The sequence below is a fragment of the Enterobacter ludwigii genome, assembly GCA_023023105.1.
In the GTDB taxonomy this organism is placed as follows: domain Bacteria; phylum Pseudomonadota; class Gammaproteobacteria; order Enterobacterales; family Enterobacteriaceae; genus Enterobacter; species Enterobacter adelaidei.
Window position 1 is genome coordinate 996,355 of sequence record CP083824.1, and the last position, 22,851, is coordinate 1,019,205.

The 22,851-nt window shown below is 53.8% G+C and carries 24 protein-coding genes; 17 read left to right on the plus strand and 7 right to left on the minus strand.

Features of this window, described 5'->3' with window-relative positions; genetic code table 11:
• Window positions 1-42 precede the first annotated feature (42 nt).
• Window positions 43-666, plus strand: a complete 624-nt coding sequence (locus LCD46_04630) for a helix-turn-helix domain-containing protein (GenBank protein ID UOY71617.1) — start codon at window positions 43-45, stop codon at window positions 664-666.
• 2 nt (window positions 667-668) lie between these two features.
• Here the strand turns inward: LCD46_04630 and ampH are convergent, their stop codons facing one another.
• Entirely contained in the window at window positions 669-1,829 is a 1,161-nt protein-coding gene (gene ampH / locus LCD46_04635) for a D-alanyl-D-alanine-carboxypeptidase/endopeptidase AmpH (protein UOY71618.1), read from the minus strand.
• A 204-nt stretch (window positions 1,830-2,033) separates the two neighbouring features.
• Between ampH and LCD46_04640 the strand changes: the two genes are divergently transcribed.
• The 3 genes from LCD46_04640 (at window position 2,034) to LCD46_04650 (ending at window position 5,015) form a co-directional block, all read left to right on the plus strand.
• Window positions 2,034-2,567 (plus strand): isochorismatase family protein, encoded by a 534-nt coding sequence (locus LCD46_04640; protein UOY71619.1) that lies wholly within the window; start codon window positions 2,034-2,036, stop codon window positions 2,565-2,567.
• A 115-nt stretch (window positions 2,568-2,682) separates the two neighbouring features.
• On the plus strand, window positions 2,683-3,903 hold the full coding sequence (sbmA, locus tag LCD46_04645; protein ID UOY71620.1) for a peptide antibiotic transporter SbmA: 1,221 nt from the start codon (window positions 2,683-2,685) through the stop codon (window positions 3,901-3,903).
• A gap of 14 nt (window positions 3,904-3,917) precedes the next feature.
• Window positions 3,918-5,015: a DUF1615 domain-containing protein gene (locus LCD46_04650; protein UOY71621.1), complete on the plus strand. Its 1,098-nt coding sequence runs from the start codon at window positions 3,918-3,920 to the stop codon at window positions 5,013-5,015.
• On the opposite strand, the gene LCD46_04655 is transcribed toward LCD46_04650, so the two are convergent.
• Complete coding sequence (locus LCD46_04655) at window positions 5,012-5,311, minus strand: YaiY family protein (protein ID UOY71622.1); 300 nt, start codon at window positions 5,309-5,311, stop codon at window positions 5,012-5,014. The two genes, LCD46_04650 and LCD46_04655, sit on opposite strands and share 4 nt — an antisense overlap.
• Window positions 5,312-5,559: 248 nt before the next feature.
• Between LCD46_04655 and LCD46_04660 the strand changes: the two genes are divergently transcribed.
• Window positions 5,560-5,796, plus strand: coding sequence for a DUF2754 domain-containing protein (locus LCD46_04660; GenBank protein ID UOY71623.1), 237 nt, complete (start codon window positions 5,560-5,562; stop codon window positions 5,794-5,796).
• Here the strand turns inward: LCD46_04660 and ddlA are convergent.
• Window positions 5,793-6,893 (minus strand): D-alanine--D-alanine ligase, encoded by a 1,101-nt coding sequence (ddlA, locus tag LCD46_04665; GenBank protein UOY71624.1) that lies wholly within the window; start codon window positions 6,891-6,893, stop codon window positions 5,793-5,795. The two genes, LCD46_04660 and ddlA, sit on opposite strands and share 4 nt — an antisense overlap.
• Window positions 6,894-7,186: 293 nt before the next feature.
• Here ddlA and LCD46_04670 point away from each other — a divergent pair, with 293 nt between their 5' ends.
• From LCD46_04670 to adrA, 5 genes are all read left to right on the plus strand, one after another.
• Window positions 7,187-8,401 (plus strand): multidrug efflux MFS transporter, encoded by a 1,215-nt coding sequence (locus LCD46_04670; GenBank protein UOY71625.1) that lies wholly within the window; start codon window positions 7,187-7,189, stop codon window positions 8,399-8,401.
• Window positions 8,402-8,611: 210 nt separating this feature from the next.
• A complete protein-coding gene (gene iraP / locus LCD46_04675; GenBank protein UOY71626.1) occupies window positions 8,612-8,872 on the plus strand; it encodes an anti-adapter protein IraP in 261 nt (86 codons plus the stop codon).
• Window positions 8,873-8,971: 99 nt separating this feature from the next.
• Complete coding sequence (phoA, locus tag LCD46_04680; protein ID UOY71627.1) at window positions 8,972-10,387, plus strand: alkaline phosphatase; 1,416 nt, start codon at window positions 8,972-8,974, stop codon at window positions 10,385-10,387.
• 89 nt (window positions 10,388-10,476) lie between these two features.
• The gene (psiF, locus tag LCD46_04685; protein ID UOY71628.1) at window positions 10,477-10,797 is read left to right on the plus strand and encodes a phosphate starvation-inducible protein PsiF; all 321 of its coding nucleotides are present in this window, start codon (window positions 10,477-10,479) and stop codon (window positions 10,795-10,797) included.
• A gap of 102 nt (window positions 10,798-10,899) precedes the next feature.
• Window positions 10,900-12,003, plus strand: coding sequence for a diguanylate cyclase AdrA (gene adrA, locus LCD46_04690; protein ID UOY71629.1), 1,104 nt, complete (start codon window positions 10,900-10,902; stop codon window positions 12,001-12,003).
• Window positions 12,004-12,019: 16 nt separating this feature from the next.
• On the opposite strand, the gene proC is transcribed toward adrA, so the two are convergent.
• Window positions 12,020-12,829, minus strand: a complete 810-nt coding sequence (gene proC, locus LCD46_04695; protein ID UOY71630.1) for a pyrroline-5-carboxylate reductase — start codon at window positions 12,827-12,829, stop codon at window positions 12,020-12,022.
• Window positions 12,830-12,926: 97 nt separating this feature from the next.
• Here proC and LCD46_04700 point away from each other — a divergent pair, with 97 nt between their 5' ends.
• From LCD46_04700 to ppnP, 5 genes are all read left to right on the plus strand, one after another.
• The gene (locus LCD46_04700; GenBank protein ID UOY71631.1) at window positions 12,927-13,385 is read left to right on the plus strand and encodes a YaiI/YqxD family protein; all 459 of its coding nucleotides are present in this window, start codon (window positions 12,927-12,929) and stop codon (window positions 13,383-13,385) included.
• Between the two features lie 144 nt (window positions 13,386-13,529).
• On the plus strand, window positions 13,530-14,054 hold the full coding sequence (aroL, locus tag LCD46_04705; GenBank protein ID UOY71632.1) for a shikimate kinase AroL: 525 nt from the start codon (window positions 13,530-13,532) through the stop codon (window positions 14,052-14,054).
• Window positions 14,055-14,099: 45 nt separating this feature from the next.
• Window positions 14,100-14,291 (plus strand): hypothetical protein, encoded by a 192-nt coding sequence (locus tag LCD46_04710; protein ID UOY71633.1) that lies wholly within the window; start codon window positions 14,100-14,102, stop codon window positions 14,289-14,291.
• Window positions 14,292-14,528: 237 nt separating this feature from the next.
• A complete protein-coding gene (locus LCD46_04715; GenBank protein UOY71634.1) occupies window positions 14,529-15,206 on the plus strand; it encodes an AroM family protein in 678 nt (225 codons plus the stop codon).
• Window positions 15,207-15,277: 71 nt separating this feature from the next.
• The gene (gene ppnP, locus LCD46_04720) at window positions 15,278-15,565 is read left to right on the plus strand and encodes a pyrimidine/purine nucleoside phosphorylase (GenBank protein ID UOY71635.1); all 288 of its coding nucleotides are present in this window, start codon (window positions 15,278-15,280) and stop codon (window positions 15,563-15,565) included.
• Window positions 15,566-15,613: 48 nt separating this feature from the next.
• Here the strand turns inward: ppnP and rdgC are convergent, their stop codons facing one another.
• Window positions 15,614-16,528 (minus strand): recombination-associated protein RdgC, encoded by a 915-nt coding sequence (gene rdgC, locus LCD46_04725; GenBank protein ID UOY71636.1) that lies wholly within the window; start codon window positions 16,526-16,528, stop codon window positions 15,614-15,616.
• A 123-nt stretch (window positions 16,529-16,651) separates the two neighbouring features.
• Between rdgC and mak the strand changes: the two genes are divergently transcribed.
• A complete protein-coding gene (mak, locus tag LCD46_04730; protein UOY71637.1) occupies window positions 16,652-17,557 on the plus strand; it encodes a fructokinase in 906 nt (301 codons plus the stop codon).
• A gap of 74 nt (window positions 17,558-17,631) precedes the next feature.
• On the opposite strand, the gene sbcC is transcribed toward mak, so the two are convergent.
• Window positions 17,632-20,763, minus strand: a complete 3,132-nt coding sequence (sbcC, locus tag LCD46_04735; protein UOY71638.1) for an exonuclease subunit SbcC — start codon at window positions 20,761-20,763, stop codon at window positions 17,632-17,634.
• Window positions 20,760-21,965 carry an exonuclease subunit SbcD gene (gene sbcD / locus LCD46_04740; protein UOY71639.1) on the minus strand — a complete coding sequence of 402 codons (1,206 nt, stop codon included), beginning with the start codon at window positions 21,963-21,965 and terminating at the stop codon, window positions 20,760-20,762. The genes sbcC and sbcD overlap by 4 nt, the downstream gene beginning before the upstream one ends.
• Window positions 21,966-22,152: 187 nt before the next feature.
• Between sbcD and phoB the strand changes: the two genes are divergently transcribed.
• Entirely contained in the window at window positions 22,153-22,842 is a 690-nt protein-coding gene (gene phoB, locus LCD46_04745) for a phosphate response regulator transcription factor PhoB (GenBank protein ID UOY71640.1), read from the plus strand.
• The last annotated feature ends 9 nt before the right edge of the window (window positions 22,843-22,851 follow it).

The window sequence follows — 22,851 nt, forward strand, 5'->3', positions numbered from 1 at the left end:
AAATAATATTGAACCGACAAATACGGATGCCTTGAGGTCTGCATGAACGTTAATGCGAAACCACTTTCTGAATTACGCCGGCTCGAACAGTACTTGAAATCAGCCAGTACCTCTTTTAAATGTGCCCCACAGCAATTAATTACCTCCGGCAAGGGTAGTGAGTCCCGGACGATCGTAGTACAGACCGGTATCATCGAAATCTATCGACATTCGGATGAACTGCTTGTGGGCATCGCGACAGCGCCCTTTATTTTTGGTTTGTCCGCCGTGATGATTAATTCCTGTCAGGAATATAAGGTGATAGCCAAAGCATCCTGCACGGGTTTTTATTTGCCCACTGAAACTACCCGCCAACTGCTGCAACAGAATTCCCTGTGGCAAGACGCTTTCGGTTGGTTATCCTGGATAAATTACATTCTTGGAAAACGCGATATGCAGCTGGTGGGAAATAACTCCTATCACCAGATCCGCGCCATGCTGCTGAATATGGCGGAATGGGATGAAGCGTTGCGTTCAAAAATTGGTGTGATGAATCATATTCAACAAAGTACGCGTATTTCACGCTCGGTTGTTGCAGAGGTTCTCGCAGCCCTACGGCAAGGAAACTATATCAGTATGAGCCGGGGCAAACTGGTTAGTATCAACCGTTTGCCCACGGAATATTAATATCAGTTGGACGCGGTAAGCACCTGAGCTTTATTGGCGCTCAGTTCAGCCACTAAATTATTAAGGCCGTCACTCATATTGACGAAACGCGTATGCGGAGAGCGGGTAACGACAACAAACGCGCCCACGTTTGACTGCGGGATCATCGCCATATACGTGATGAATCCACCGCCGCCGCCGGTTTTCTGAATAATTCCCGGACGGCCATTTTTCGGCGCCATATAGACCCAGCCCATGCCGAGCGCATCGGCTTTACCCGGCACGTCCATCCCAATAACGCGGTGCAGCTGGGTACGCTGATAGATCAGGGTCTGCATACGATCGGCCTGGCTGCTGCGCGAGTAGAAATCCGATGAAAGGAACTGCTGCATCCAGCGCATCATATCGCCAGGCGTGGAGTAAACCCCGCCGCTGCCCACGGCCGCCAGCGTATTATTACAGGGGCTAGCGCCTTTCTCAGCCACCATCAAACGACGGCACTGGTCCGGGGACGGGGTAAAGGTGGTGTCTTTCATGCCCAGCGGACGGGTTATCTGCTCTTCAAACAGCTGCGTGTAGGGTTTACCAGACGCCGTAGAAAGGGCGTCCGCCAGCAGGTCAAACGCCAGGTTTGAATAGGAGGCCTGCGAACCCGGAGCTGCCTTCAGCGTGGCGGTGCTCAGGTAATTCCAGCGCTGGTCGCGCGTTGGCCAGACAAATACGTCACGATGCGCCGCCCCGCCTGGCTGCTCACGCGGCAGGGCGCTGGTATGGGTGGCAAGGTTCACAAGCCGGATTGGCGTGCCCTGGTAGGTCGGAACGCGCGCGCCAGGCGGCGCGTATTTGCTGAGCGGGTCGTCGAGCTTAACCACGCCCTGGTCGAGCAGTTTCACCAGCATTTCACTCGTCATCAGCTTGGTTAAGGATGCGATGCGGATAACGGAATCCAGCTGCGGGTGAACGTTATTTCCTGGGCGCGTCTCGCCAAAGCTGCGGAACACGCGCTGGTTGCCGTCGATCACGACCATCGCCATCCCGGTCGCGCCGCTGCCGTAATAGATAAGGTTCGCGTAGCGATCGGCAATATCTGAAGCCAGAACGGGCGCCGTCAGCGGTTGGGCTGCCTGGGCGGTAGAAAAGCTCACCGCACACAGCGCGGCAAAAGAGAGCAGACAACGTTTCAACGAAAAGCATCCATGAAGTGAATGAGGAAAGTAATGGGTATTTATACTACTAATCGGAACCTTGCAATGCCCCGAATTGCATAACGATAGCGAGAAAAACGTAACCATGGGTAAATATGAACAATTTACTTGCAAGCCATCTCCCATTTTGTGACATCGGGCTTATGATAGGCACCTGTGTCACTCAATCTTACGGAGAACGGTATGTCTGAAAAGCGTGTGGTTATGGTTGTCGATATGCAGAACGGCGTATTTGAAACGCCTCGTCATCAGCGTGAAAAGTGTGTCTCTCTGATCAACCAGCTTACGCAGGCAGCCGACAAGGTGATTTTTATCCAGCATACCGAGGCAGGGGGGCTGGAAGAGGGAAGTGATGGGTTTGCATTGCTGCCTGAACTGCACCAGCCTGCTGATGCGCTCTATGTTACCAAGACGGCCTGCGATGCGTTTTATAACACGCCGCTTGAGGCGCTATTACGCGAGCAGGGTATTCAAGAGTTTGTCATCTGTGGTTGTGCCACGGATTACTGTGTCGATGCGACGATCAAGAACGGTGTGAGCCGGGGTTATCACATCACCGTGGCGGAAGATGCTCACACTACCGCCAATCGCCCGGCGGCAGATGCGCAGATCCTGATTAACCACCACAACGACGTCTGGCGTAACTTCATCGCGCCGGCGAATCCTCTCGCAGTGAAACGCACCGAAACAATTCTCGAAAACTGGAAAGCGAACTAATAATTAACCCTCGGGTCTGACCTTTTTGCCTGAGCCTTGAGACGGGCTCAGGCATGATTTTCGTGTGGTGATGTGTTGAACACAGCAAAAGCCATAACAACAAGAAGGAAGCATTATGTTTAAGTCTTTTTTCCCAAAGCCGGGGCCATTTTTCCTGTCGGCATTTATTTGGGCACTGATCGCCGTTATTTTCTGGCAGGCGGGCGGCGGTACCTGGCTGACGCGCATCACGGGTGCGACGGGCGATGTACCGATTAGCGCGGCGCGCTTCTGGTCGCTGAGCTATCTGCTGTTTTATGCCTATTACACGCTGTGCGTGGGGATGTTTGCGCTGTTCTGGTTTGTGTACTCTCCGCACCGCTGGCAATACTGGTCAATCCTCGGCACATCACTGATTATTTTTGTGACCTGGTTCCTTGTGGAAGTGGGTGTGGCGGTCAACGCCTGGTATGCTCCGTTCTATGATCTGATCCAGACGGCGCTGAGTTCACCGCATAAAGTGACCATTAATCAGTTCTACCACGAGGTAGGCATTTTCCTTGGCATCGCTCTTATTGCTGTAGTCATCGGTGTGATGAACAACTTCTTCGTCAGCCACTATGTTTTCCGCTGGCGTACCGCGATGAACGAACACTATATGGCGCACTGGCAACACCTGCGCCATATCGAAGGTGCGGCGCAGCGTGTGCAGGAAGACACCATGCGTTTTGCCTCCACCCTTGAAGACATGGGCGTAAGCTTTATCAATGCCATTATGACGCTTATTGCCTTCCTGCCCGTGTTGGTTACACTCTCGGCGCATGTGCCGGATCTGCCTATTGTCGGCCATCTACCGTACGGTCTGGTGATTGCAGCAATCGTCTGGTCTCTGATGGGGACGGGGCTGCTGGCGGTGGTTGGGATTAAACTGCCAGGGCTGCAGTTTAAAAATCAGCGTGTCGAAGCGGCTTATCGTAAAGAGCTGGTATACGGTGAAGATGATGCAAACCGTGCATCGCCACCGACCGTACGTGAGCTGTTCAGCGCTGTGCGTCGTAACTATTTCCGTCTCTACTTCCACTATATGTATTTCAACATTGCGCGCATTTTGTATCTGCAGGTGGATAACGTTTTCGGTTTGTTCTTGCTGTTCCCGTCCATTGTTGCGGGTACGATTACGCTCGGTCTGATGACGCAGATCACTAACGTTTTCGGTCAGGTCCGTGGGGCGTTCCAGTACTTAATCAACTCCTGGACCACGCTGGTGGAGCTGATGTCTATCTACAAACGTCTGCGCAGCTTTGAACGTGAGCTGGACGATCGTGACCTGCAGGAAGTGACCAATACTTTTAGCTAATACAGGGAGTTGCTATGTCTTTTGCCGTACCGCGTGCGTTACCGTTGTCCTTACTGACTGCTCTCGTCCTGGTCGGATGCGCCGAAAAAGGGGCTGCTCCGCTCAAGAAGGGCGAAAAGCCGGTTGATGTGGCAAGCGTTGTGCGGCAGAAAATGCCCGCCAGCGTGAAGGATCGCAATGCGTGGGCAGAGGCGCTGGCAAAAACCTTTGAAAGCCAAAAGATCGCGCCGACCGAGGAGAATATTTGCTCGGTACTGGCGGTGGCGCAGCAGGAATCAATGTACCAGTCAGACCCGGTGGTGCCGGGTCTGAACAAAATTGCCTGGAAAGAGATCGACCGCCGCGCGGAATCCATGCATATCCCGGTCTTTCTTGTTCATACCGCGCTTAAAATCACCTCGCCAAACGGCAAAAGCTACAGCGAACGGCTGGATACGGTGAAAACTGAAAAACAGCTCAGCGCCATCTTTGATGATTTCATCAGTATGGTCCCGATGGGGCAGAAGCTGTTTGGCTCACTGAACCCGGTACACACCGGTGGCCCGATGCAGGTGAGCATCGCGTTCGCGGAGAAGCATACCGACGGCTACCCGTGGAAAATCGACGGTACGGTGCGCCAGGAGGTCTTCTCCCTGCGCGGTGGGCTGTGGTTCGGCACGTATCATCTGCTGAACTATCCGGCGAACTACAATGAGCCGCTGTACCGTTTTGCCGACTTTAACGCGGGCTGGTATGCCAGCCGTAATGCGGCATTTCAGAGTGCGGTCAGCCGCGCAAGCGGCGTCAAGCTGGCGCTGGACGGCGATCTCATCGCTTACGGCAGCAGCGAGGCGGGCAGCACCGAGCTGGCGGTACGGAAATTATCGACAGCGCTTGGCCTGAGCAACAGCGATATTCGCCGTCAGCTTGAGAAAGGTGATAGCCTGGCCTTTGAGAAAACGGATCTGTACAAGAAAGTCTTTGCTCTTGCCGAGCAGAAGAGCGGGAAAACGTTACCGAGAGCTATTCTGCCGGGTATTCAACTGGAAAGCCCGAAGATCACGCGTAACCTGACAACCGCATGGTTCGCAAAGCGGGTGGACGATCGTCGGGCGCGTTGTATGGGGCTTTAACGGCGGCGGCGAACACGCAAAACTAACGCCACGACGCCTAAAATCATACAACCGGCGAGGAAGGGAACAAGGCCAAACAGGGTACTGACACCAAACCCAATCTCAACTCGCGGGCGTCCGTTATCCTGTACCTGCATCAGGTGTTCATATACCCCTGGCGCATGAACCAGCATATTGAGCAGCTGGGAACCGGCCCAGAAGCAGAACAGAACAAACAGGGCATAAGCAATATTACCTGCCGTGGAGGTTTTTGGTTTGCCGCCAAAAATCGGTTTCGACAATGTAAAATCAGCCATGATGACCTCCCGAAATATCATTCTGTTCAATACGCTTCTTACAGGGGGAGTTTGACAGGTCATCGCATTTGTCAATATCAGAATCGTGGTAATTTTCCCTCAGGAATTCTCCTGGATTGTCGATTTCTGCAGCACATCACAATTTCATCCCTTAAGTGAAATTGCGTCGCGTTTCAGAATTTCCGTATCCGCCACAGACCTGGCCGTAAAACTGTGAGAGGATGTCTTTTTTTCCTGCCGGAGTTGTTATGAAACTCACGTCCAAACTACGCCGTGACTGGCACTACTACGCCTTTGCTATCGGGCTGATCTTTATTCTTAACGGCGTCGTGGGGCTGCTGGGATTTGAAGCAAAAGGATGGCAAACCTATGCCGTCGGGCTGGTGACCTGGGTGATCAGCTTCTGGCTGGCTGGATTGATTATCCGCCGTCGTCCTGAAGAAACGACAGCGGATGAGACGGAGACGGCGAAGAGCGCCGATTAACCGTTTACGGAGCTTTTAAGGGCGCTGTCGGCGGCATGACGCTCCAGCGCCAGCTCGATCAGGCGAGTGATAAGTTCAGAGTAGCTCAGCCCGCTCGCCTGCCAAAGTTTCGGATACATGCTGATATTCGTGAAACCCGGCAGCGTGTTGATTTCATTGATGACCACCTCGTTTTCCGGCGTCAGGAATACATCCACACGCGCCATACCGCTGCAGCCGAGTGTCTGATAGGCGTTAATGGCGATCGCCCGGATCTTATCGTTGATTGCGGGATCGATATTGGCAGGCACGACAACCTGAGCACCTTTGTCATCAATGTATTTGGTGTCGTAGGAGTAGAAGTCGCTGTTTAAGACCACTTCACCGCAGGTGCTCGCCTGTGGAAAATCATTGCCCAGCACGGCACACTCAATTTCACGGCCTTTAATGCCCTGCTCAACCACCACTTTATGGTCGAATTCAAACGCCAGACGGACAGCCTGTGTGAACTCTTCTTCGCTGGTGACTTTGCTGACGCCTACGGAGGAGCCCTGGTTTGCCGGTTTCACAAACAGCGGCAGACCCAGCTCTCCGCTAATTTGCGCGAAGCTGTGTTTGTCGCGGTTGGCGCGAGTGAGCGTCACGAAAGGCGCTATATTCAGCCCGGCATCACGCAGCAGGCGTTTGGTGACGTCTTTGTCCATGCACGCGGCAGAGCCGAGGACGTCCGAGCCGACGAACGGCAGGTTGGCCATGCGCAACATTCCCTGCAGGGAACCATCTTCACCCAGAGTACCGTGAACGATGGGGAACACGACATCAATCTGAGCGAGAGACTGTGCATTGCCAGCGTCGATGAGTTGCCCCTTCACGACGCCGGGCACAGTGGCGACGCTAATTTCCGAAGGATTAAGGGCGATATGTGCTGGATCGTTGGCATTAAGCAGATACTGGCTAGCATCGTTAACATGCCACTGGCCCTGTTTATCAATGCCCAGCAGCACCACGTCGAAACGGCTTTTATCAATTGCATCAACGATATTCTTGGCTGATTGCAATGAAACCTCGTGCTCTGCTGATTTTCCCCCAAAGACAATACCTACGCGCTGCTTTGCCATCTCACTCTCTTCCAGTATGACGAAAAGCCAATAACATACCACGATGCCCTGCGGGTTTCGCGGCCTTCCGCCATAATGTTTTGGGGAATGTTGATGGGGAAGTGGGAGAGGGAAAACTCTTCTGAAGCATAAAATCTCGCCTGGAAATGGATGATTTGTGACTTATTTCACAAATATGATGACTGGGAAGATAAAACACCAAAGTCATCAAGGCCGCATCTCTGGTGCGACGTCAGTATGCGTAACTTGCTAATCTGTAGGCGAATTCGCCTAAAAATGAAGACTGTTTCTTTATGGAATCATGGAAAGTTAATCTTATCTCGGTCTGGTTCGGTTGCTTCTTTACCGGGCTCGCCATCAGCCAGATCCTGCCGTTCCTGCCGCTGTATGTGTCACAGTTGGGTGTGACCTCGCACGAGGCGCTCTCCATGTGGTCTGGTCTGACGTTCAGCGTCACGTTTCTGGTCTCCGCGATTGTGTCACCAATGTGGGGCAGCCTGGCGGATCGGAAAGGCCGAAAGCTGATGCTGCTGCGCGCCTCGCTCGGGATGGCGATTGCCATTCTGCTGCAGGCCTTCGCCACCAACGTCTGGCAACTGTTTTTCCTGCGGGCGGTGATGGGGCTGACTTCCGGGTATATTCCGAATGCCATGGCGCTGGTCGCCTCGCAGGTGCCGCGAGAACGTAGCGGCTGGGCATTGAGTACGCTTTCCACCGCACAGATTAGCGGCGTAATTGGCGGCCCGCTGCTGGGGGGCTTTCTGGCGGACCACGTCGGGCTGCGCGCCGTATTTATCATTACCGCGATCCTGCTGGTGGTCAGTTTTCTGGTCACGCTTTTTCTTATCAAAGAGGGCGGTCGTCCCGTTATCAGCAAATCTGAACGTCTGAGTGGCAAGGCTGTCTTCGCCTCTCTGCCTTACCCTGGGCTCATGATCAGCCTGTTTGTTACTACTATGGTGATCCAGCTCTGTAACGGTTCGGTCGGGCCGATTCTGGCGTTGTTTATTAAGTCGATGGAGCCAGACAGCAATAATATCGCCTTTCTCAGCGGCATGATCGCCGCCGTGCCAGGCGTATCGGCACTGATTTCTGCACCACGGTTGGGAAAACTGGGGGATAGGATCGGTACGGCGCGAATTCTGATGGCTACGCTGATTTTTGCCGTGGTGCTCTTTTTCGCGATGTCGTTTGTGACCTCTCCGCTTCAGCTTGGCGTGCTGCGATTTTTGCTCGGCTTTGCCGATGGCGCAATGCTGCCTGCGGTACAGACCTTGCTGGTCAAATATTCCAGCGACCAGGTGACAGGGCGTATTTTTGGATATAACCAGTCGTTTATGTATTTGGGTAATGTTGCCGGTCCGCTTATTGGCGCCTCTGTTTCCGCGATGGCCGGTTTTCGTTGGGTATTTGCCGCGACGGCGATTGTTGTTTTGATCAACATTATCCAGCTGGCTATTGCTCTGCGGCGCCGCAGGCACATGGCGGAGGTAAAATCGGCAAGATAATGCTTCTGTCGATGTATTGTATATTCTTATGATTGCCGCATTTTTCTATCACCCAATGCGGCATTTTTTATAGAAAAACGTTTCGCTGATAATTCCGAAACCCTATTTTTTTCGATGTCGTCACTTTTGCATAAGATAATACCTTTCTCCGCTTTGCATATTTCCCTCTTGATGTTAGTTTCAGGGGAAATCACATAAGGAAATAACACGATGAAAAATCTCATTGCTGAGTTGCTGGTCAAGCTTGCACAAAAGGAAGAGGAGTCAAAAGAACTGGTCGCCCAGGTCGAAGCTCTGGAAATTGTTGTCACCGCACTATTACGACAGATGGCTAAATCTGACCAGCAGGCATTAATAGAGAGCGTCGAAGGTGCGCTGGATAAGGCAAAACCCGATACTCAGGTTCCGGTTGAGGATGCAGAGTTGCTCCAGCAATACGTAAAGAAGCTCTTGAGGCATCCTCGCAGCTAAACCGTCGCCGGACATAACGACGTGTCATAGAATTGTCATGCAGGATGCCTATAGTCGCTCTGTTTTTATTTTTATGTATTTGTACATGGAGAAAATAAATTGAAACAGAGCGCACTTTTCATCGCATTACTTCCCCTGTTTATTACCCCTGCTATTTATGCTGATACGTCCAATACTCACATGCTGGATAATCGCGCAGCAAAAGGGGATATCACTCAGCCAGGCGGCGCACGCCGTTTATCTGAAGATCAAACAGCCGCTATTCGCGCTTCGCTGAATGAGAAACCGGCGAAAAATATCATTCTGCTTATTGGCGATGGAATGGGTGATTCCGAAATAACAGCGGCGCGAAATTATGCCGAGGGGGCAGGCGGATTTTTTAAAGGTATCGACGCATTGCCGCTGACCGGACAATATACCCATTACTCACTGGATAAAAAAACCGGTAAACCGGATTACGTAACGGATTCGGCTGCCTCTGCTACGGCGTGGTCTACGGGGGTAAAAACCTATAATGGCGCGCTGGGTGTCGATATTCACGAAAAAGATCATCAAACCATTCTGGAAATGGCAAAAGCGGCGGGGCTGGCCACCGGCAACGTTTCTACCGCTGAACTTCAGGACGCGACGCCGGCGGCGCTGGTATCGCATGTGACTTCACGTAAGTGCTACGGCCCGTCGGTGACCAGTGAAAAATGTCCAACCAACGCCCTGGAAAAAGGGGGCAAAGGCTCGATTACTGAACAACTGCTGAATGCACGCGCTGACGTCACGCTGGGCGGTGGGGCGAAAACCTTTGCAGAAACCGCGACGGCTGGCGAATGGCAGGGTAAAACGCTGCGTGAGCAGGCACAGGCTCGTGGCTATCAACTGGTGAGCGATGCAAGCGCTCTGGCAGCAATCACTGAGGCGAATCAAGACAAACCGCTGCTGGGACTGTTCTCTGATGGCAATATGCCTGTGCGCTGGGAAGGTCCAAAAGCCTCTTATCACGGCAATATTGATAAGCCTGCCGTGACCTGTACTCCTAACCCGAAACGCACTGACAGCGTGCCGACGCTGGCGGCAATGACCGATAAAGCGATCTCTCTGCTGAGCAAGAGCGAAAAAGGGTTCTTCCTGCAGGTGGAAGGCGCGTCGATCGACAAGCAAGATCATGCGGCGAATCCGTGTGGCCAGATTGGCGAAACCGTCGACCTGGACGAAGCGGTGCAGAAGGCACTCGAATTCGCGAAGAAAGACGGAAACACTCTTGTGGTGGTCACCGCGGACCATGCGCACGCCAGCCAGATCATCCCGGCAGATACCAAAGCGCCAGGCCTGACGCAGGCGCTGAACACGAAAGATGGTGCTGTAATGGTGCTGAGCTATGGCAACTCTGAAGAAGAGTCCATGGAGCACACGGGCACTCAGCTGCGTATTGCCGCCTACGGACCGCATGCGGCAAATGTGGTAGGACTGACCGATCAAACCGATCTGTTCTACACCATGAAAGCGGCACTAGGCCTTAAATGATAAAAGCCCGGCGGAATTTGTCTCTGCCGGGTGACTTTTTTCCTGTCACGGACCAGACTTACAGGGAATGTTTACAAAAGGATGGTGCAATGAAAACAACATTACTGGTTACTCTGCTCTCTGGCCTGTTCCTGATTTCATCGGCGAACGCGGAAGAGAAAACATTAACGCCTCAGCAACAACGCATGACCACCTGTAACCAACAGGCCACGTCCCAGAGTCTGAAGGGGGATGCCCGTAAGACCTATATGAGCGATTGCCTTAAAAATGGCGCATCTAAACCTGCTGAAAAAAGCCTGACGCCACAGCAGCAGAAAATGCGCGACTGTAATGCGAAGGCCACTGAGCAGTCTCTGAAAGGTGACGATCGCAGTAAATTTATGAGCACCTGCCTGAAGAAAAAAGCGTAGTTCTAACGGGTGAGTGGCTCTGGCGACTCACCCGAAATTTCATACTTTCCTCGCACCCCCCCTCTCTATAATTTGGGAAAATGTTTCAGAATATTCCCAAAAATGATGAATGATGAATCTTATTACAACAAAAAATGCATTCGCGAAGAGTGGGATTTAACCCTTTCTCTGGATGCCCCTCACCGTGCTGGCATTCAGTTTGCCCGGCGAGTTCGGCTGGCGCGCGCTGTCGGGCTGGCGGCGATGTTTTTCCCTGTAGCGGGGATACTGGTCACCCATTTTTTACCCGGTGGCTGGTGGCTTTTACTGGTGGGATGGGCGTTCATCTGGCCTCATCTCGCCTGGCAGTTATCTTGTCGTGCTTCATCACCTCATCAGCAGGAAATTTTCAATCTCAAAATGGATGCCATTATCGCCGGGCTCTGGATTGGCGTGATGGGGATAAATGCGTTACCCACAACCGCGCTGGTGATGATGGTGGGCATGAATATGATGGGCTCCGGCGGCTGTCGACTCTTCATTCCGGGGATCATATTGACCCTGCTTTCCGCACTGTTGACGCTGCCCCCGGTCGGGAGAGTGGTGGTCTTTAATCCTGATCCGGTGGAGTGGGGCTTAACGCTTCCTGTGTTTGTGCTTTATCCCATGCTGTTTGCCTGGCTAAGCCATCGCACTGCCGTCAGGCTGGCTGAACATAAGCGGCGGCTGGAAATGATGAGTACACGCGATGGAATGACAGGAGTCTTTAATCGTCGACACTGGGAAATGCTGTTGCGAAACGAATTTGAGCAGTGCCGACGTCATAATGGTACGGCAACAATATTGCTGATTGATATCGACCACTTTAAAAACATCAACGACACCTGGGGGCATGATGTGGGTGATGAGGCGATCATTGCGATTACGCGTCAGTTGCAGATTTCGGTACGTTCAGGCGATGCAATAGGCCGTTTTGGTGGAGATGAATTTGCGGTGATTATGTCGCGGACAGCCGCTGACAGCGCAATCGCCGTTATGTCCCGGGTTCATGAACGGCTGGAAAAACTGTCGTTACCTTGCGCACCTGAAGAAACCCTGCGCATAAGCGTAGGTATCGCCACCTGGGGGCCGCAGTTTGGGCACTACCGGGAGTGGCTCAAGGCGGCTGATGTGGCGCTGTACAAGGCAAAAAATGCCGGGCGTGGCCGCACAGAAGTGGCTGCCTGACACCCGGCTGAGACGATCAGGATTTACTCAGTTTCTCTGATTTTTCCATGCATTTTGCCATCGCTTCGATGACGGCAGCACGGAATCCGCGTTCTTCCAGTACCCGCACCGCTTCGATGGTGGTACCGCCAGGGGAGCAAACCATATCTTTCAGCTCACCAGGATGTTTACCGGTTTCCAGCACCATTTTGGCAGAACCCATAACTGCCTGTGCTGCGAATTTATACGCCTGCGCACGCGGCATACCGCCCAGTACTGCGGCGTCGGCCATCGCTTCTAAGAACATGAAGACATACGCAGGGGCTGAACCGCTCACGCCGACAACCGGATGGATCATGGATTCGGCAATCACTTCCGCTTCACCGAAGCAGCGGAAAATGTTCAGGACATCAGCCACGTCTTCCGTGGTCACCAGTGCGTTTGGCGTGACGGAAGTCATGCCAGCGTTGACCAGTGAAGGGGTATTAGGCATCGCCCGGACGATTTTACGGTCATGACCCAGCGCGCGCGCCAGTTGATCCAGCGTGACGCCCGCAGCAATGGAGACGACCAGCGTCTCTTTATTCAGGCTGGAGGTGATGTCGCTCAGCACTTTGATCATGATGTTCGGCTTGACGGCGCCAAAGACGATATCGGCGACCTGGGCGACTTCCTGAGCGCTTTCGGCGGCGTTGATCCCGTATTGATCGCGCAACGCGGCGACTTTATCAGGTGACGGGGTATAAACCCAAATCTGACCCGGCAGCACCTGCCCGCTGGCGATCAGGCCGCCCAGGATGGCTTTGCCCATGTTACCGCAGCCGATAAACCCGATTTTCTTATCCATCACGACTCTCCGTCATTATGCGTTGTTTTCTCTGATTGATAGCTTAACAACGAAATGCAGGCGACAATAGTCGGCAGAGTCATTAAGGGGAGACAATATGGCGATTTGGGTTGATGCGGACGCGTGTCCGAATGTGATTAAAGAAATTTTGTTCCGTGCCGCCGAGCGTGTTCAGATGCCGCTAACGCTGGTGGCGAACCAGAATATTCGCGTCCCTCCTTCCAGATTCATTCGCGCGTTGCGGGTTCCGGCCGGGTTTGACGTGGCTGATAACGAAATTGTCCGTCTGTGTAGCGCGGAAGATCTGGTGATCACGGCGGATATCCCTCTGGCTGCCGAAGTGCTGGAGAAAGGGGCTGCAGCGCTTAACCCTCGGGGTGAGCGTTATTCACCTGCGACCATTCGGGAAAAACTCACTATGCGTGATTTTATGGATACGCTCCGCGCCAGCGGTGTGCAGACGGGTGGGCCAGACAGCTTATCCCAGCGCGATCGTCAGCAGTTTGCCGCAGAGCTGGATAAATGGTTGCTGGAAGTGAAGCGTCGCACCGCGTAATGATAACCATTGTCAATTTGTGGTACAGTATGGCCTCCTCAGGGTTGTCATCCCGTACCGCTTTGCAGTAAAGTAATCGAAACATCTTCTGCAATTATTTCTTTACACTCTTCGGCCATCCGGCATCAAGGGGAACACCTGGTTATGACCCAACCCATCTTTTTAGTTGGCCCCCGCGGCTGTGGGAAAACCACCGTTGGCCTGGAACTGGCACGCGCGTGCGATCGTCAGTTTGTGGATACTGACCACTGGTTGCAAACAGAGGCCGGAAGAACGATCGCGGACATTGTCGAACAGGAAGGATGGGACAGCTTCCGCGCACGTGAAACGGCAGCGCTGAAAGCGGTAACCACACCTTCTGCGGTTATCGCGACAGGAGGGGGCATTGTTCTGGCTGAATGTAATCGCCACTTTATGCGCGAAAAAGGGATTGTGATCTATCTCAGTGCACCTGTTTCGGCTCTGGTAGGGCGTCTGGAAGCCTTTCCGGAAGAGGGGCAACGTCCTGCACTGACCTCCAGACCGCTTAGCGAAGAGGTGAGAGAAGTGCTGGCTGAACGTGATGCGCTATACCGTGAAGCAGCACACCACGTGGTGGATGCTTCTGCGGCTCCTGAAGATGTGGTTACCCAGATTATTACTGCTCTACGTTTGGCTTGTGCCAGCTAACCGGCGTCTATACTTATAGCTCAGACATATAAAAAAGGATGAGCTATGCCGACCAGACCTCCCTATCCGCGTGAAGCGCGCATTATTACCGTTGAAAAAGGCCATACGGGTCATACTGTTACCTGGTATCAACTGCGTGCCGATCACCCTAAACCAGACTCGCTGATCAGTGAACACGAGACTGAACAGGAAGCGCTGGATGCGAAACGGCGCTACGAAGATCCTGATATAACCTGACCGTTTTCCTAAACGCTCCAGGATCGTGCCTGAATCACACTTTTTACTCATCGAGAAAGTTAAGCAGGAGTTAATATTTAGTTATTACAAGTAACTCCGATATTGACGGTCGATCTTTACATTTCGATGTGAAGATCACCTGCTACGCTTGGTGCTGTTTTGTTGAAAAAATGAACTGTGCAGCGTAGTGAGCCTGTACCTGTGTGCACGATGTTGTAGTAATGGAAGGCGATAAAGATGAAGGCGACGTTGGCGATCCTCACCATTGGTGTGGTCCCTGTAAGCGAAGTGTTACCGCTCTTAACCGAGCATGTCTCTGAACAACAGATAACGCATCTTAGCCTGCTGGGGAAGATGAGTCGGGAAGAGGTCATGGAGGACTACGCTGTCGAGGCGGGGGAGGATCCCCTGGCGACGTTATTAAGTGACGGTAAACTGGCGCATGTTTCGCGTCAGAAAATCGAGCGCTCGCTGCAAGGGGTGATAGAAGTGCTCGATAATCAAGGTTATGACGTTATTTTGCTGATGAGTACCGCACCCATTAAAGGTCTCACGGCGCGTAATGCGATTCTGCTGGAGCCGATGCGCATCATCCCGCCGCTGGTGGCCTCAATTGTTGATGGTCATCAGGTGGGGGTCATCGTCCCGATTGAAGAGTTGATGGACAACCAGGAGGCAAAGTGGCACGTGCTTGAAAAAGTGCCCTTATATGCGCTGGCAAATCCTTTCTGGGATAGCGATGCCGCACTGATTGAGGCCGGACGTGAGTTGCTGGAGAGAGGGGCGGATGTGTTGATTCTGGACTGTCTTGGCTTCCACCAGCATCATCGCGATTTACTGCAGAAGGCGCTGGATGTGCCGGTGCTGTTATCCAATGTTCTGATGGCTCGCCTGGCTTCAGAGCTTCTGACGTAATGATTTTGCGTGACAGGTGATGAGCATGGCCCCTATAGTGAATTTTTATCTAAAAATATAAGGGCCAGTTCATGCTTCAAAGTAACGAATACTTTTCCGGTAAAGTGAAATCCATTGGTTTTACCAGCAGCAGCACTGGCCGCGCCAGTGTCGGTGTCATGGCCGAAGGGGAATACACTTTTGGTACGGCCGAAGCGGAAGAGATGACGGTCGTTAGCGGTGCGCTCAACGTCCTACTGCCGGGTGAAACGGAATGGAAAGTTTACGCAGCCGGGCAAGTTTTCAACGTTCCTGGCCACAGCGAGTTCCATCTGCAGGTTGCTGAACCGACCTCTTATCTGTGCCGCTATCTGAAATAAAAAATAAGCCGGGTGGCGCTAACGCTTACCCGGCCTACGCTTTGCCTGTTATCTTTGCGCTTCGCCGCCGAGACCTTCCACCAGATTCTGAATCAACGCGGCCAGTTCCCCGGTCATCAGGATGAAGTCCGCGTCAAAACGCTGGGCGTAATCTTCCCGGTCGATGTCTTCATTCTGATCGCGCAGTTCATCGCAGAACTTCAGACGTTTCACGGAACCGTCATCGCACATCATAAACTGAATCCGCTGCTGCCAGTCGAGCGCCAGTTTGGTCACCACTTTGCCCGCTTCGATGTGTACGGCAATCTCGTCGCTCACCAGATCCTGTTTCTTCGCGCGGATCACGCCGCCATCTTCCAGCAGGGCTTTCAGCTCGGCCTCATCGAGGATCTGGAAACCTTGCGCGGCAGCACCGCTGCGTACCCACTCGGTCAGGGTCAGCTCGATTGGCGTTTCCAGCGCCAACGGTACGACCGGCAGAGAGCCGATGCTTTTGCGCAGCAGAGCCAGCGTATCTTCTGCTTTTTTGGCGCTGGCGCAGTCCACCATAATCAGCCCGTTAACGGTATCGATCCACATCATGGTCTGGCTGAAGCGGCTAAAGGCGCGCGGCAGCAGAGAGTGCAGAACTTCGTCTTTCAGCGAATCTTTTTCGGTTTTCTTCAGCTTGCGACCCTGTTCGGCTTCCAGCTTGAAGATCTTCGCTTCGAGCGCCTGTTTAACCACCGGCGTTGGCAGAATTTTCTCTTCTTTACGGGCGCAGACGATGATTTGACCCGTGCTGCTGGCGTGGGTCAGTGCATCGCTTTGTGAACCCATTGGCGGAACCCAACCGGTTTTTGCCATATCCTGGCTACCGCAAGGGGAAAAGGTGTAAGCGGCTAACTGTTTTTCCATCTCTTCTGCACGCAGCGAAACGTCGCGGCTGAGACGGTAAACCATCAAATTTTTGAACCACAGCATGATAATTTCCACGGCCTTGTCGTTAAATCAGCGGGCATGATAACGAATTGTCGCATCGCTTGCATTGCTAATCGGGAAGCGTGCTTCTACTCTGTTGATAATCAAAATAATGAGGAGAGTCTTGTGCGTATTGGGATTGATTTGGGCGGCACCAAAACAGAAGTCATCGCACTGAGCGAGCAGGGGGAACAGCTGTTCCGCCACCGTCTGCCTACGCCGCGCGATGATTATCACCAGACTATCGAGACGATCGCGAGACTGGTTGAAATGGCAGAGCAGGCGACAGGACAAAACGGCAGCGTTGGGATGGGGATCCCGGGGTCGATCTCGCCATATACCGGGGTGGTTAAAAATGCCAACTCGACGTGGCTAAACGGTCAGCCTTTTGATAAAGATTTGAGCGCGCGTCTGAAACGCGAAGTGCGTCTGGCCAACGACGCTAACTGTCTGGCGGTTTCAGAAGCGATTGACGGCGCGGCTGCCGGTGCCCATACCGTTTTTGCCGTCATCATCGGTACCGGCTGCGGTGCAGGCGTGGCCTTTGGCGGGCGTGCCCATATCGGGGGTAACGGTACGGCGGGCGAGTGGGGACACAACCCGCTGCCGTGGATGGATGAAGATGAGCTTAAATACCGCGCTGAAGTACCGTGCTATTGCGGCAAGCAAGGTTGTATTGAGACGTTTATCTCCGGTACCGGTTTTGCGACCGATTACCACCGTCTGAGTGGTCAGCCGCTCAAAGGGAGCGAGATCATGCGTCTGGTCGAAGAACAGGATTCGGTAGCTGAACTGGCGCTCCGCCGCTACGAAATGCGCCTGGCGAAATCGCTGGCGCACGTGGTGAATATTCTCGACCCGGACGTGATTGTGCTCGGCGGCGGCATGAGCAACGTCGACCGCCTGTACAGCACGGTCCCGAATCTGGTGAAACAGTGGGTGTTTGGCGGCGAGTGTGAGACCCCGATCCGCAAAGCGCTGCACGGTGATTCCAGCGGCGTGCGCGGCGCGGCTTGGTTGTGGCCGGAATAAAAGCAAAGAGTGTTTATTCCCTCTCCCTGTGGGAGAGGGTCAGGGTGAGGGCACCAGACCGCACCGCCCCCCATTCACTCCACCGCATACTCTTTATCCAGCCTGCTGTATCCCAGCCCGTTGATCTTTTTCACTTTAATCTGCACCGGAATACGCTCTTTCATCGCCTCGACGTGGCTGATGACACCGATAGTTTTCCCGGTGGCGTTTAGCGCGTCGAGGGCATCCAGCGCGGTATCCAGCGTTTCGCTGTCGAGCGTGCCGAACCCTTCATCCAGGAACAGCGAGTCGATCCGCGTTTTGTGACTCACCAGATCGGAAAGTGCCAGCGCCAGCGCCAGGCTGACCAGGAAACTTTCGCCACCAGAGAGCGTACGGGTGTCGCGCACGGCATCCGCCTGCCAGGTATCGACCACTTCCAGCTCCAGAGCATCGCTGGCTTTGCGCTGGAGCAAATAACGCCCGTGCAGGCGGTTAAGTTGCTGGTTAGCAAGCCAGACAAGATTATCCAGCGTCAGCCCTTGGGCGAACTTGCGGAACTTGTCGCCGGTACTGGAGCCGATAAGCGCATTCAGGTACCCCCAGTCGTCTGCCAGACGGCTGGCCTCTTCAATTTGCTGCATTAAAGCCAGTTGGTGCAGGCGGTTATCGCTATCCTGCTTAAGCTGCTGGCGGATCTCTCCCTGCCGCGTGGTGTTCTCACGAAGCTGCTGCGTCAGTTGCTGGAGCCGGATCTGCAGGCCTGGTGCATCGGCGTCGAGCCCTTCTGGCCGCAGCACCAGGTGCGCCTGCAACTGTTGGTTTGCCTGTCCGGACAAGGCGGCTGCCTGCTGTATCTGGTTTTCCAGCGATTGCTTCAGATGATTGAGGTGTTGGAGCATGTTCTCATCCAGCAGAGCGGCAAGGAACGCATCTTGATCGGCAAAACAGCTGGCTGACAGGGCCTGGGTGAATTGCACCTGCGATTGCTGCAGGCGCTCACGCTCCAGCGTTTCCTGCTGCCGGTGTGCCGCCAGTTGGCTCTGCAGAGACACGCATTCGTCGTGGATTGCGCGCCAGTTGTCAGGAATGGCGGGTTCGGTCTCTTCACTGTTGGTGACCGGAAGTGCGTCAAGCAGTGGCTTCAGGGCGTTTATACGTTCCTGAATCGCACCCTGCTGTGTCTGTTTTTCCTGCCACTGTGCGAACTCCGTTTCACGGGTGTTCAGCCAGGCGGCCTCTGTACCTTCTTCAGGTACGCTGAGTGAAAGTGCGGCCAGGGCGCTTTCCAGCCCCTGACGCGTTGTCGCCAGTTGCTGCTGGTACTGGCGTTCCTGCTCTTCCATTTCGTTGAGCTGGTTTTGCAGCGTCAGACGCTGGCTGAGCTGATAAAGCTGGCGTTCATAGTGCTCCTGTTCGCTCATCCAGATGGCAATATCTTCCTGAATATTCAGCGAAATATTTAATGCCGCGCAAACCTCCTGCCACTCTTTAGTGAGCGCTTGCTCTTCCTGAGAGAGTGTCTGCGCTTCGCCTGTCTCGCGCTGGATCTGTTGAGTCAGGGCATTAACCTGGCCCAGAACCAGCAGCCCTTCCTCTTTTAGCGAGGCGACCTCTTTTTCCAGGGCATCACGGCGGCGCTGATTATCAGTCAGTTCAAGTGCTTGATATTTCTCCACGGCGGGATGTTCGCTGGAGCCGCACAGTGGACAGGGTTTACCTGCCTCAAGCTGAGAACGATAGCTTTCCAGATCTTTAATCGTCGCTTCACGTTCACACAGGGCTTTCAGGTCCAGATAGTGCTGGTTTTTCTCTTTGTATTGCAGGCGACGTAGCGTCAATGTTTCATTGAGTTTTACCTGCTCAGCCAGGGCCTTCTGCATGCTTTCACCGTTCTGGTGCAGGCGTTTTTGTAGCGGCTGATAGCGGGCATGGAGCGAGGTCAGACGTTGACGCATCGTTCGTGACTGCGCCTGTTGTTCCATCGCTACTGCAACCTCATCCACCGTCAGCGTCAGGGTTGTTTCCGGCAGGGCGGCCCGTTTATGGCGTAATTCAGTGAGGCGGGCGGTCAGGGCAGTAAGCTGATTTTTATCACGGCCAAGCTGAGCGAAGTGCGCTCGCCAGCCTGCCATTTCCTGTCCCCATAAGCGGAATCGATCATGTTCTGCCTGCCACTGCGTCAATACCGTTAATTCAGTCTGCAACTGCTCATGGGTATGAATGGCGGTATTACGGATACGCGAGCGCAGCGCGGTTTTATCGTGTAAGCGAGTATTTACTTCGATAATTCGCTGCTGGGTTTGAGCCAGACGCGAGGCTTGCTCTTGCTGGTGCTCCCAAAGCGGTCGAAGCTGAGCGGCGGGTTGAGCAAGCTGGAGCTTTGCCAGGTCAGGCGCGGCGTCGGTCAGCGCCTGCTGCGCCTGCTGTTGTAACACGGTTACGCGCTGTTGCTCGCGAAGAAGCTCATCATGGCGCGTAAGCCACTGATAATCCTTCTGCTGGCGCTGCTGTTGTGCCAGCAGTGTTTTTTCTTCGTCAGTAAGTGCCTGCAAACTTTGCTGTAACTGCTGCTGTTGCTCTTCGTTCAACAGCACAACGCCCGCCGCCTGCGCCTCGTACTTTTCAAGCACGCTGCGGGCAGCTTTGTGTTTCTCAAATACCATGGCGGAAATCTGGCCGTAGATCTCAGTGCCGGTCAGCTCTTCCAGCAGCTCGGCGCGATCGCTCGGTTTGGCGTTAAGGAAGGCGGCAAACTGCCCCTGTGAGAGCAGCATTGAGCGGGTAAAGCGCCCGTAGTCCAGCCCGGTGAGCGCGGCGGTTTGCTCCAGCTTATCCGTCACTTTGTCGGCCAGGATTTTGCCATCTTCGCAGCGCGCCAGCTCCACGCGCGGCGCCTGCAGGTTCCCGTCCGGCTGGTTGCGCGCCCGGTTCTGGCTCCAGAAGGCGCGATAGGCGGTGCCTTTTACCTCGAACTCTACTTCCGCCAGGCATTCAGCGGTGTCGCGCGTCATCAGATCGTTTTGCGCCTGAGAGACCTTCTGCAGTCGCGGTGTTTCGTGATAAAGCGCCAGACAGATGGCGTCGAGCAAGGTGGTTTTACCTGCCCCGGTCGCGCCGGTGATGGCAAACAGCCCGTTGCTGGCAAACGGCTCAGCGGTAAAGTCAATTTTCCACTCGCCCTTGAGTGAGTTGAGGTTTTTCAGACGCAGGCTCAGGATTTTCATGCGTTCTCCTCCTCGTTATTCAGCGCGTGGAGCGTATGGGCGAACAGCTCGTTCAGCCGGGCGCGTTTTGCATCGTCCATCTCTTCCTGGGCCAGTCGGCGTTCAAAAACCTCTTCGACTTTAAGTTCACTCAGCGTTTCGCGCTGAGCACTCAGCAGGATTTTTTCGCGCTGCTCGCGACTACGGCGTACCAGTAAAACCTCGACAGGAAGATCTTCCGTCAGCGCCTGAATTTTTCGCTGCATATCATGCAGATAGTCGTCTGTCGTGATTTCGATATCCAGCCAGACGGGGGGATTAAGCGCAGTGCCACGCCACTGTTCAAGCTGGGAGGTGATGGCATCAAGGTCACCCTTCAGCACCGCCAGCGGCTGGGTAACAGGGACTTCCAGCGTTTCGACGGCGCTCAGTTTACCTCCGTTAAAACTCACCAGATGCACAGACTTGGCTTTACCTGTTTCATCAAAACTCAGCGAAATGGGCGAGCCACAATAGCGAATGTGTTCGCAGCCACCGATGATCTGCGCGCGGTGGATATGCCCTAGCGCAATGTAGTCGGCAGGCGGGAAATTTTGCGCCGGGAACGCATCCAGCGTACCAATATAGATGTCACGTACGGCGTCACTTTTACTGGCTCCGACGGTGGTGAGATGCCCGGTCGCAATCACCGGAATGAGCTGTTCGCCGCGCAAGGTACAGGCATCGGTATATTGTTGGTGATAATAGTCAGTGATGCTCTGCAACAGATGCTGCTGTTTTTCCCCGCCGGACATCCCTGCCTGGCTCTGCACGATATCGCGTGGGCGCAGGAAGGGAACCGGGCACAGCACCGCTCCCGGTGTACCGTCACGTTTTTTCAGGATCTGCGGCGCATGCCCGGCACTGGCCACCACGGTAGTGTTCAGGAAGGCCAGGATGTCGCGGGATTCATTCAGCGTGGCGACGGAGTCGTGATTACCGGCGACAATCACCAGATGGCAGCCTGTTTGCTGCAGATTTACCACGAAGCGGTTGTACAGCTCACGCGCATAGCTTGGCGGCGAGCCGGTGTCGAAAATGTCACCCGCGACAATAATCGCATCCACTTCGCGCGATCGGGCCGTTTCCAGCAGCCAGTCCAGGAACGCTTCATGCTCAGCCGCACGGCTTTTACTGTAAAAGTTTTGACCCAGATGCCAGTCCGAAGTGTGAAGTATGCGCATAGGAGATCCGTGGCGAAAAAAGATGTAGACGATTATAAACATTCAGGGAGCGGAAAATAACCGCTGTAATAAAACAACAGTTTGCCATTTATGGTGGTAAGGTTTTTCATAAATCTGTCATAAATCTGACGCATAATGACGCCGCATTACAAACTTGTAACTTAAATAAGATAAGACAGGGCAAAGTATGGCGAGACGTATTCTGGTCGTAGAAGATGAAGCTCCAATTCGTGAAATGGTGTGCTTCGTGCTCGAACAAAATGGCTTCCAGCCGGTTGAAGCGGAAGATTATGACAGCGCGGTGAACCAGTTGAATGAGCCCTGGCCCGATCTGATTCTGCTCGACTGGATGTTGCCTGGCGGCTCTGGACTGCAGTTTATCAAACACATTAAACGTGAAGCGATGACCCGCGATATCCCCGTAGTCATGCTCACGGCACGTGGTGAAGAAGAGGATCGCGTGCGTGGGCTTGAAACGGGTGCCGATGATTACATTACTAAGCCGTTTTCCCCGAAAGAGCTGGTTGCTCGCATCAAAGCCGTAATGCGCCGCATTTCACCGATGGCAGTGGAAGAGGTGATTGAGATGCAAGGTCTGAGCCTTGACCCGACCTCACACCGCGTCATGACGGGCGAAAACCCGCTCGACATGGGGCCTACCGAATTTAAACTTCTGCACTTCTTTATGACTCATCCGGAACGCGTCTACAGCCGCGAACAGTTGCTGAATAACGTCTGGGGAACTAACGTGTATGTCGAAGACCGGACGGTTGACGTCCATATCCGCCGCCTGCGAAAAGCGCTGGAACTGAGCGGCCACGATCGCATGGTGCAGACGGTCCGCGGCACGGGTTATCGTTTTTCTACCCGTTTCTGAACAATGACA

Coding starts and splice junctions, on each gene's coding strand:
- sbmA (UOY71620.1), top strand. CDS start 2,683: ATGTTTAAGTCTTTTTTCCCAAAGCCGGGGCCATTTTTCCTGTCGGCA.
- LCD46_04670 (UOY71625.1), top strand. CDS start 7,187: ATGGAATCATGGAAAGTTAATCTTATCTCGGTCTGGTTCGGTTGCTTC.
- proC (UOY71630.1), bottom strand. CDS start 12,829: ATGGATAAGAAAATCGGGTTTATCGGCTGCGGTAACATGGGCAAAGCC.
- LCD46_04715 (UOY71634.1), top strand. CDS start 14,529: ATGAAGGCGACGTTGGCGATCCTCACCATTGGTGTGGTCCCTGTAAGC.
- LCD46_04700 (UOY71631.1), top strand. CDS start 12,927: ATGGCGATTTGGGTTGATGCGGACGCGTGTCCGAATGTGATTAAAGAA.
- LCD46_04640 (UOY71619.1), top strand. CDS start 2,034: ATGTCTGAAAAGCGTGTGGTTATGGTTGTCGATATGCAGAACGGCGTA.
- sbcD (UOY71639.1), bottom strand. CDS start 21,965: ATGCGCATACTTCACACTTCGGACTGGCATCTGGGTCAAAACTTTTAC.
- adrA (UOY71629.1), top strand. CDS start 10,900: ATGATGAATGATGAATCTTATTACAACAAAAAATGCATTCGCGAAGAG.
- LCD46_04650 (UOY71621.1), top strand. CDS start 3,918: ATGTCTTTTGCCGTACCGCGTGCGTTACCGTTGTCCTTACTGACTGCT.
- LCD46_04660 (UOY71623.1), top strand. CDS start 5,560: ATGAAACTCACGTCCAAACTACGCCGTGACTGGCACTACTACGCCTTT.
- LCD46_04655 (UOY71622.1), bottom strand. CDS start 5,311: ATGGCTGATTTTACATTGTCGAAACCGATTTTTGGCGGCAAACCAAAA.
- ppnP (UOY71635.1), top strand. CDS start 15,278: ATGCTTCAAAGTAACGAATACTTTTCCGGTAAAGTGAAATCCATTGGT.
- ddlA (UOY71624.1), bottom strand. CDS start 6,893: ATGGCAAAGCAGCGCGTAGGTATTGTCTTTGGGGGAAAATCAGCAGAG.
- LCD46_04630 (UOY71617.1), top strand. CDS start 43: ATGAACGTTAATGCGAAACCACTTTCTGAATTACGCCGGCTCGAACAG.
- psiF (UOY71628.1), top strand. CDS start 10,477: ATGAAAACAACATTACTGGTTACTCTGCTCTCTGGCCTGTTCCTGATT.
- LCD46_04710 (UOY71633.1), top strand. CDS start 14,100: ATGCCGACCAGACCTCCCTATCCGCGTGAAGCGCGCATTATTACCGTT.
- iraP (UOY71626.1), top strand. CDS start 8,612: ATGAAAAATCTCATTGCTGAGTTGCTGGTCAAGCTTGCACAAAAGGAA.
- rdgC (UOY71636.1), bottom strand. CDS start 16,528: ATGCTGTGGTTCAAAAATTTGATGGTTTACCGTCTCAGCCGCGACGTT.
- sbcC (UOY71638.1), bottom strand. CDS start 20,763: ATGAAAATCCTGAGCCTGCGTCTGAAAAACCTCAACTCACTCAAGGGC.
- aroL (UOY71632.1), top strand. CDS start 13,530: ATGACCCAACCCATCTTTTTAGTTGGCCCCCGCGGCTGTGGGAAAACC.
- phoB (UOY71640.1), top strand. CDS start 22,153: ATGGCGAGACGTATTCTGGTCGTAGAAGATGAAGCTCCAATTCGTGAA.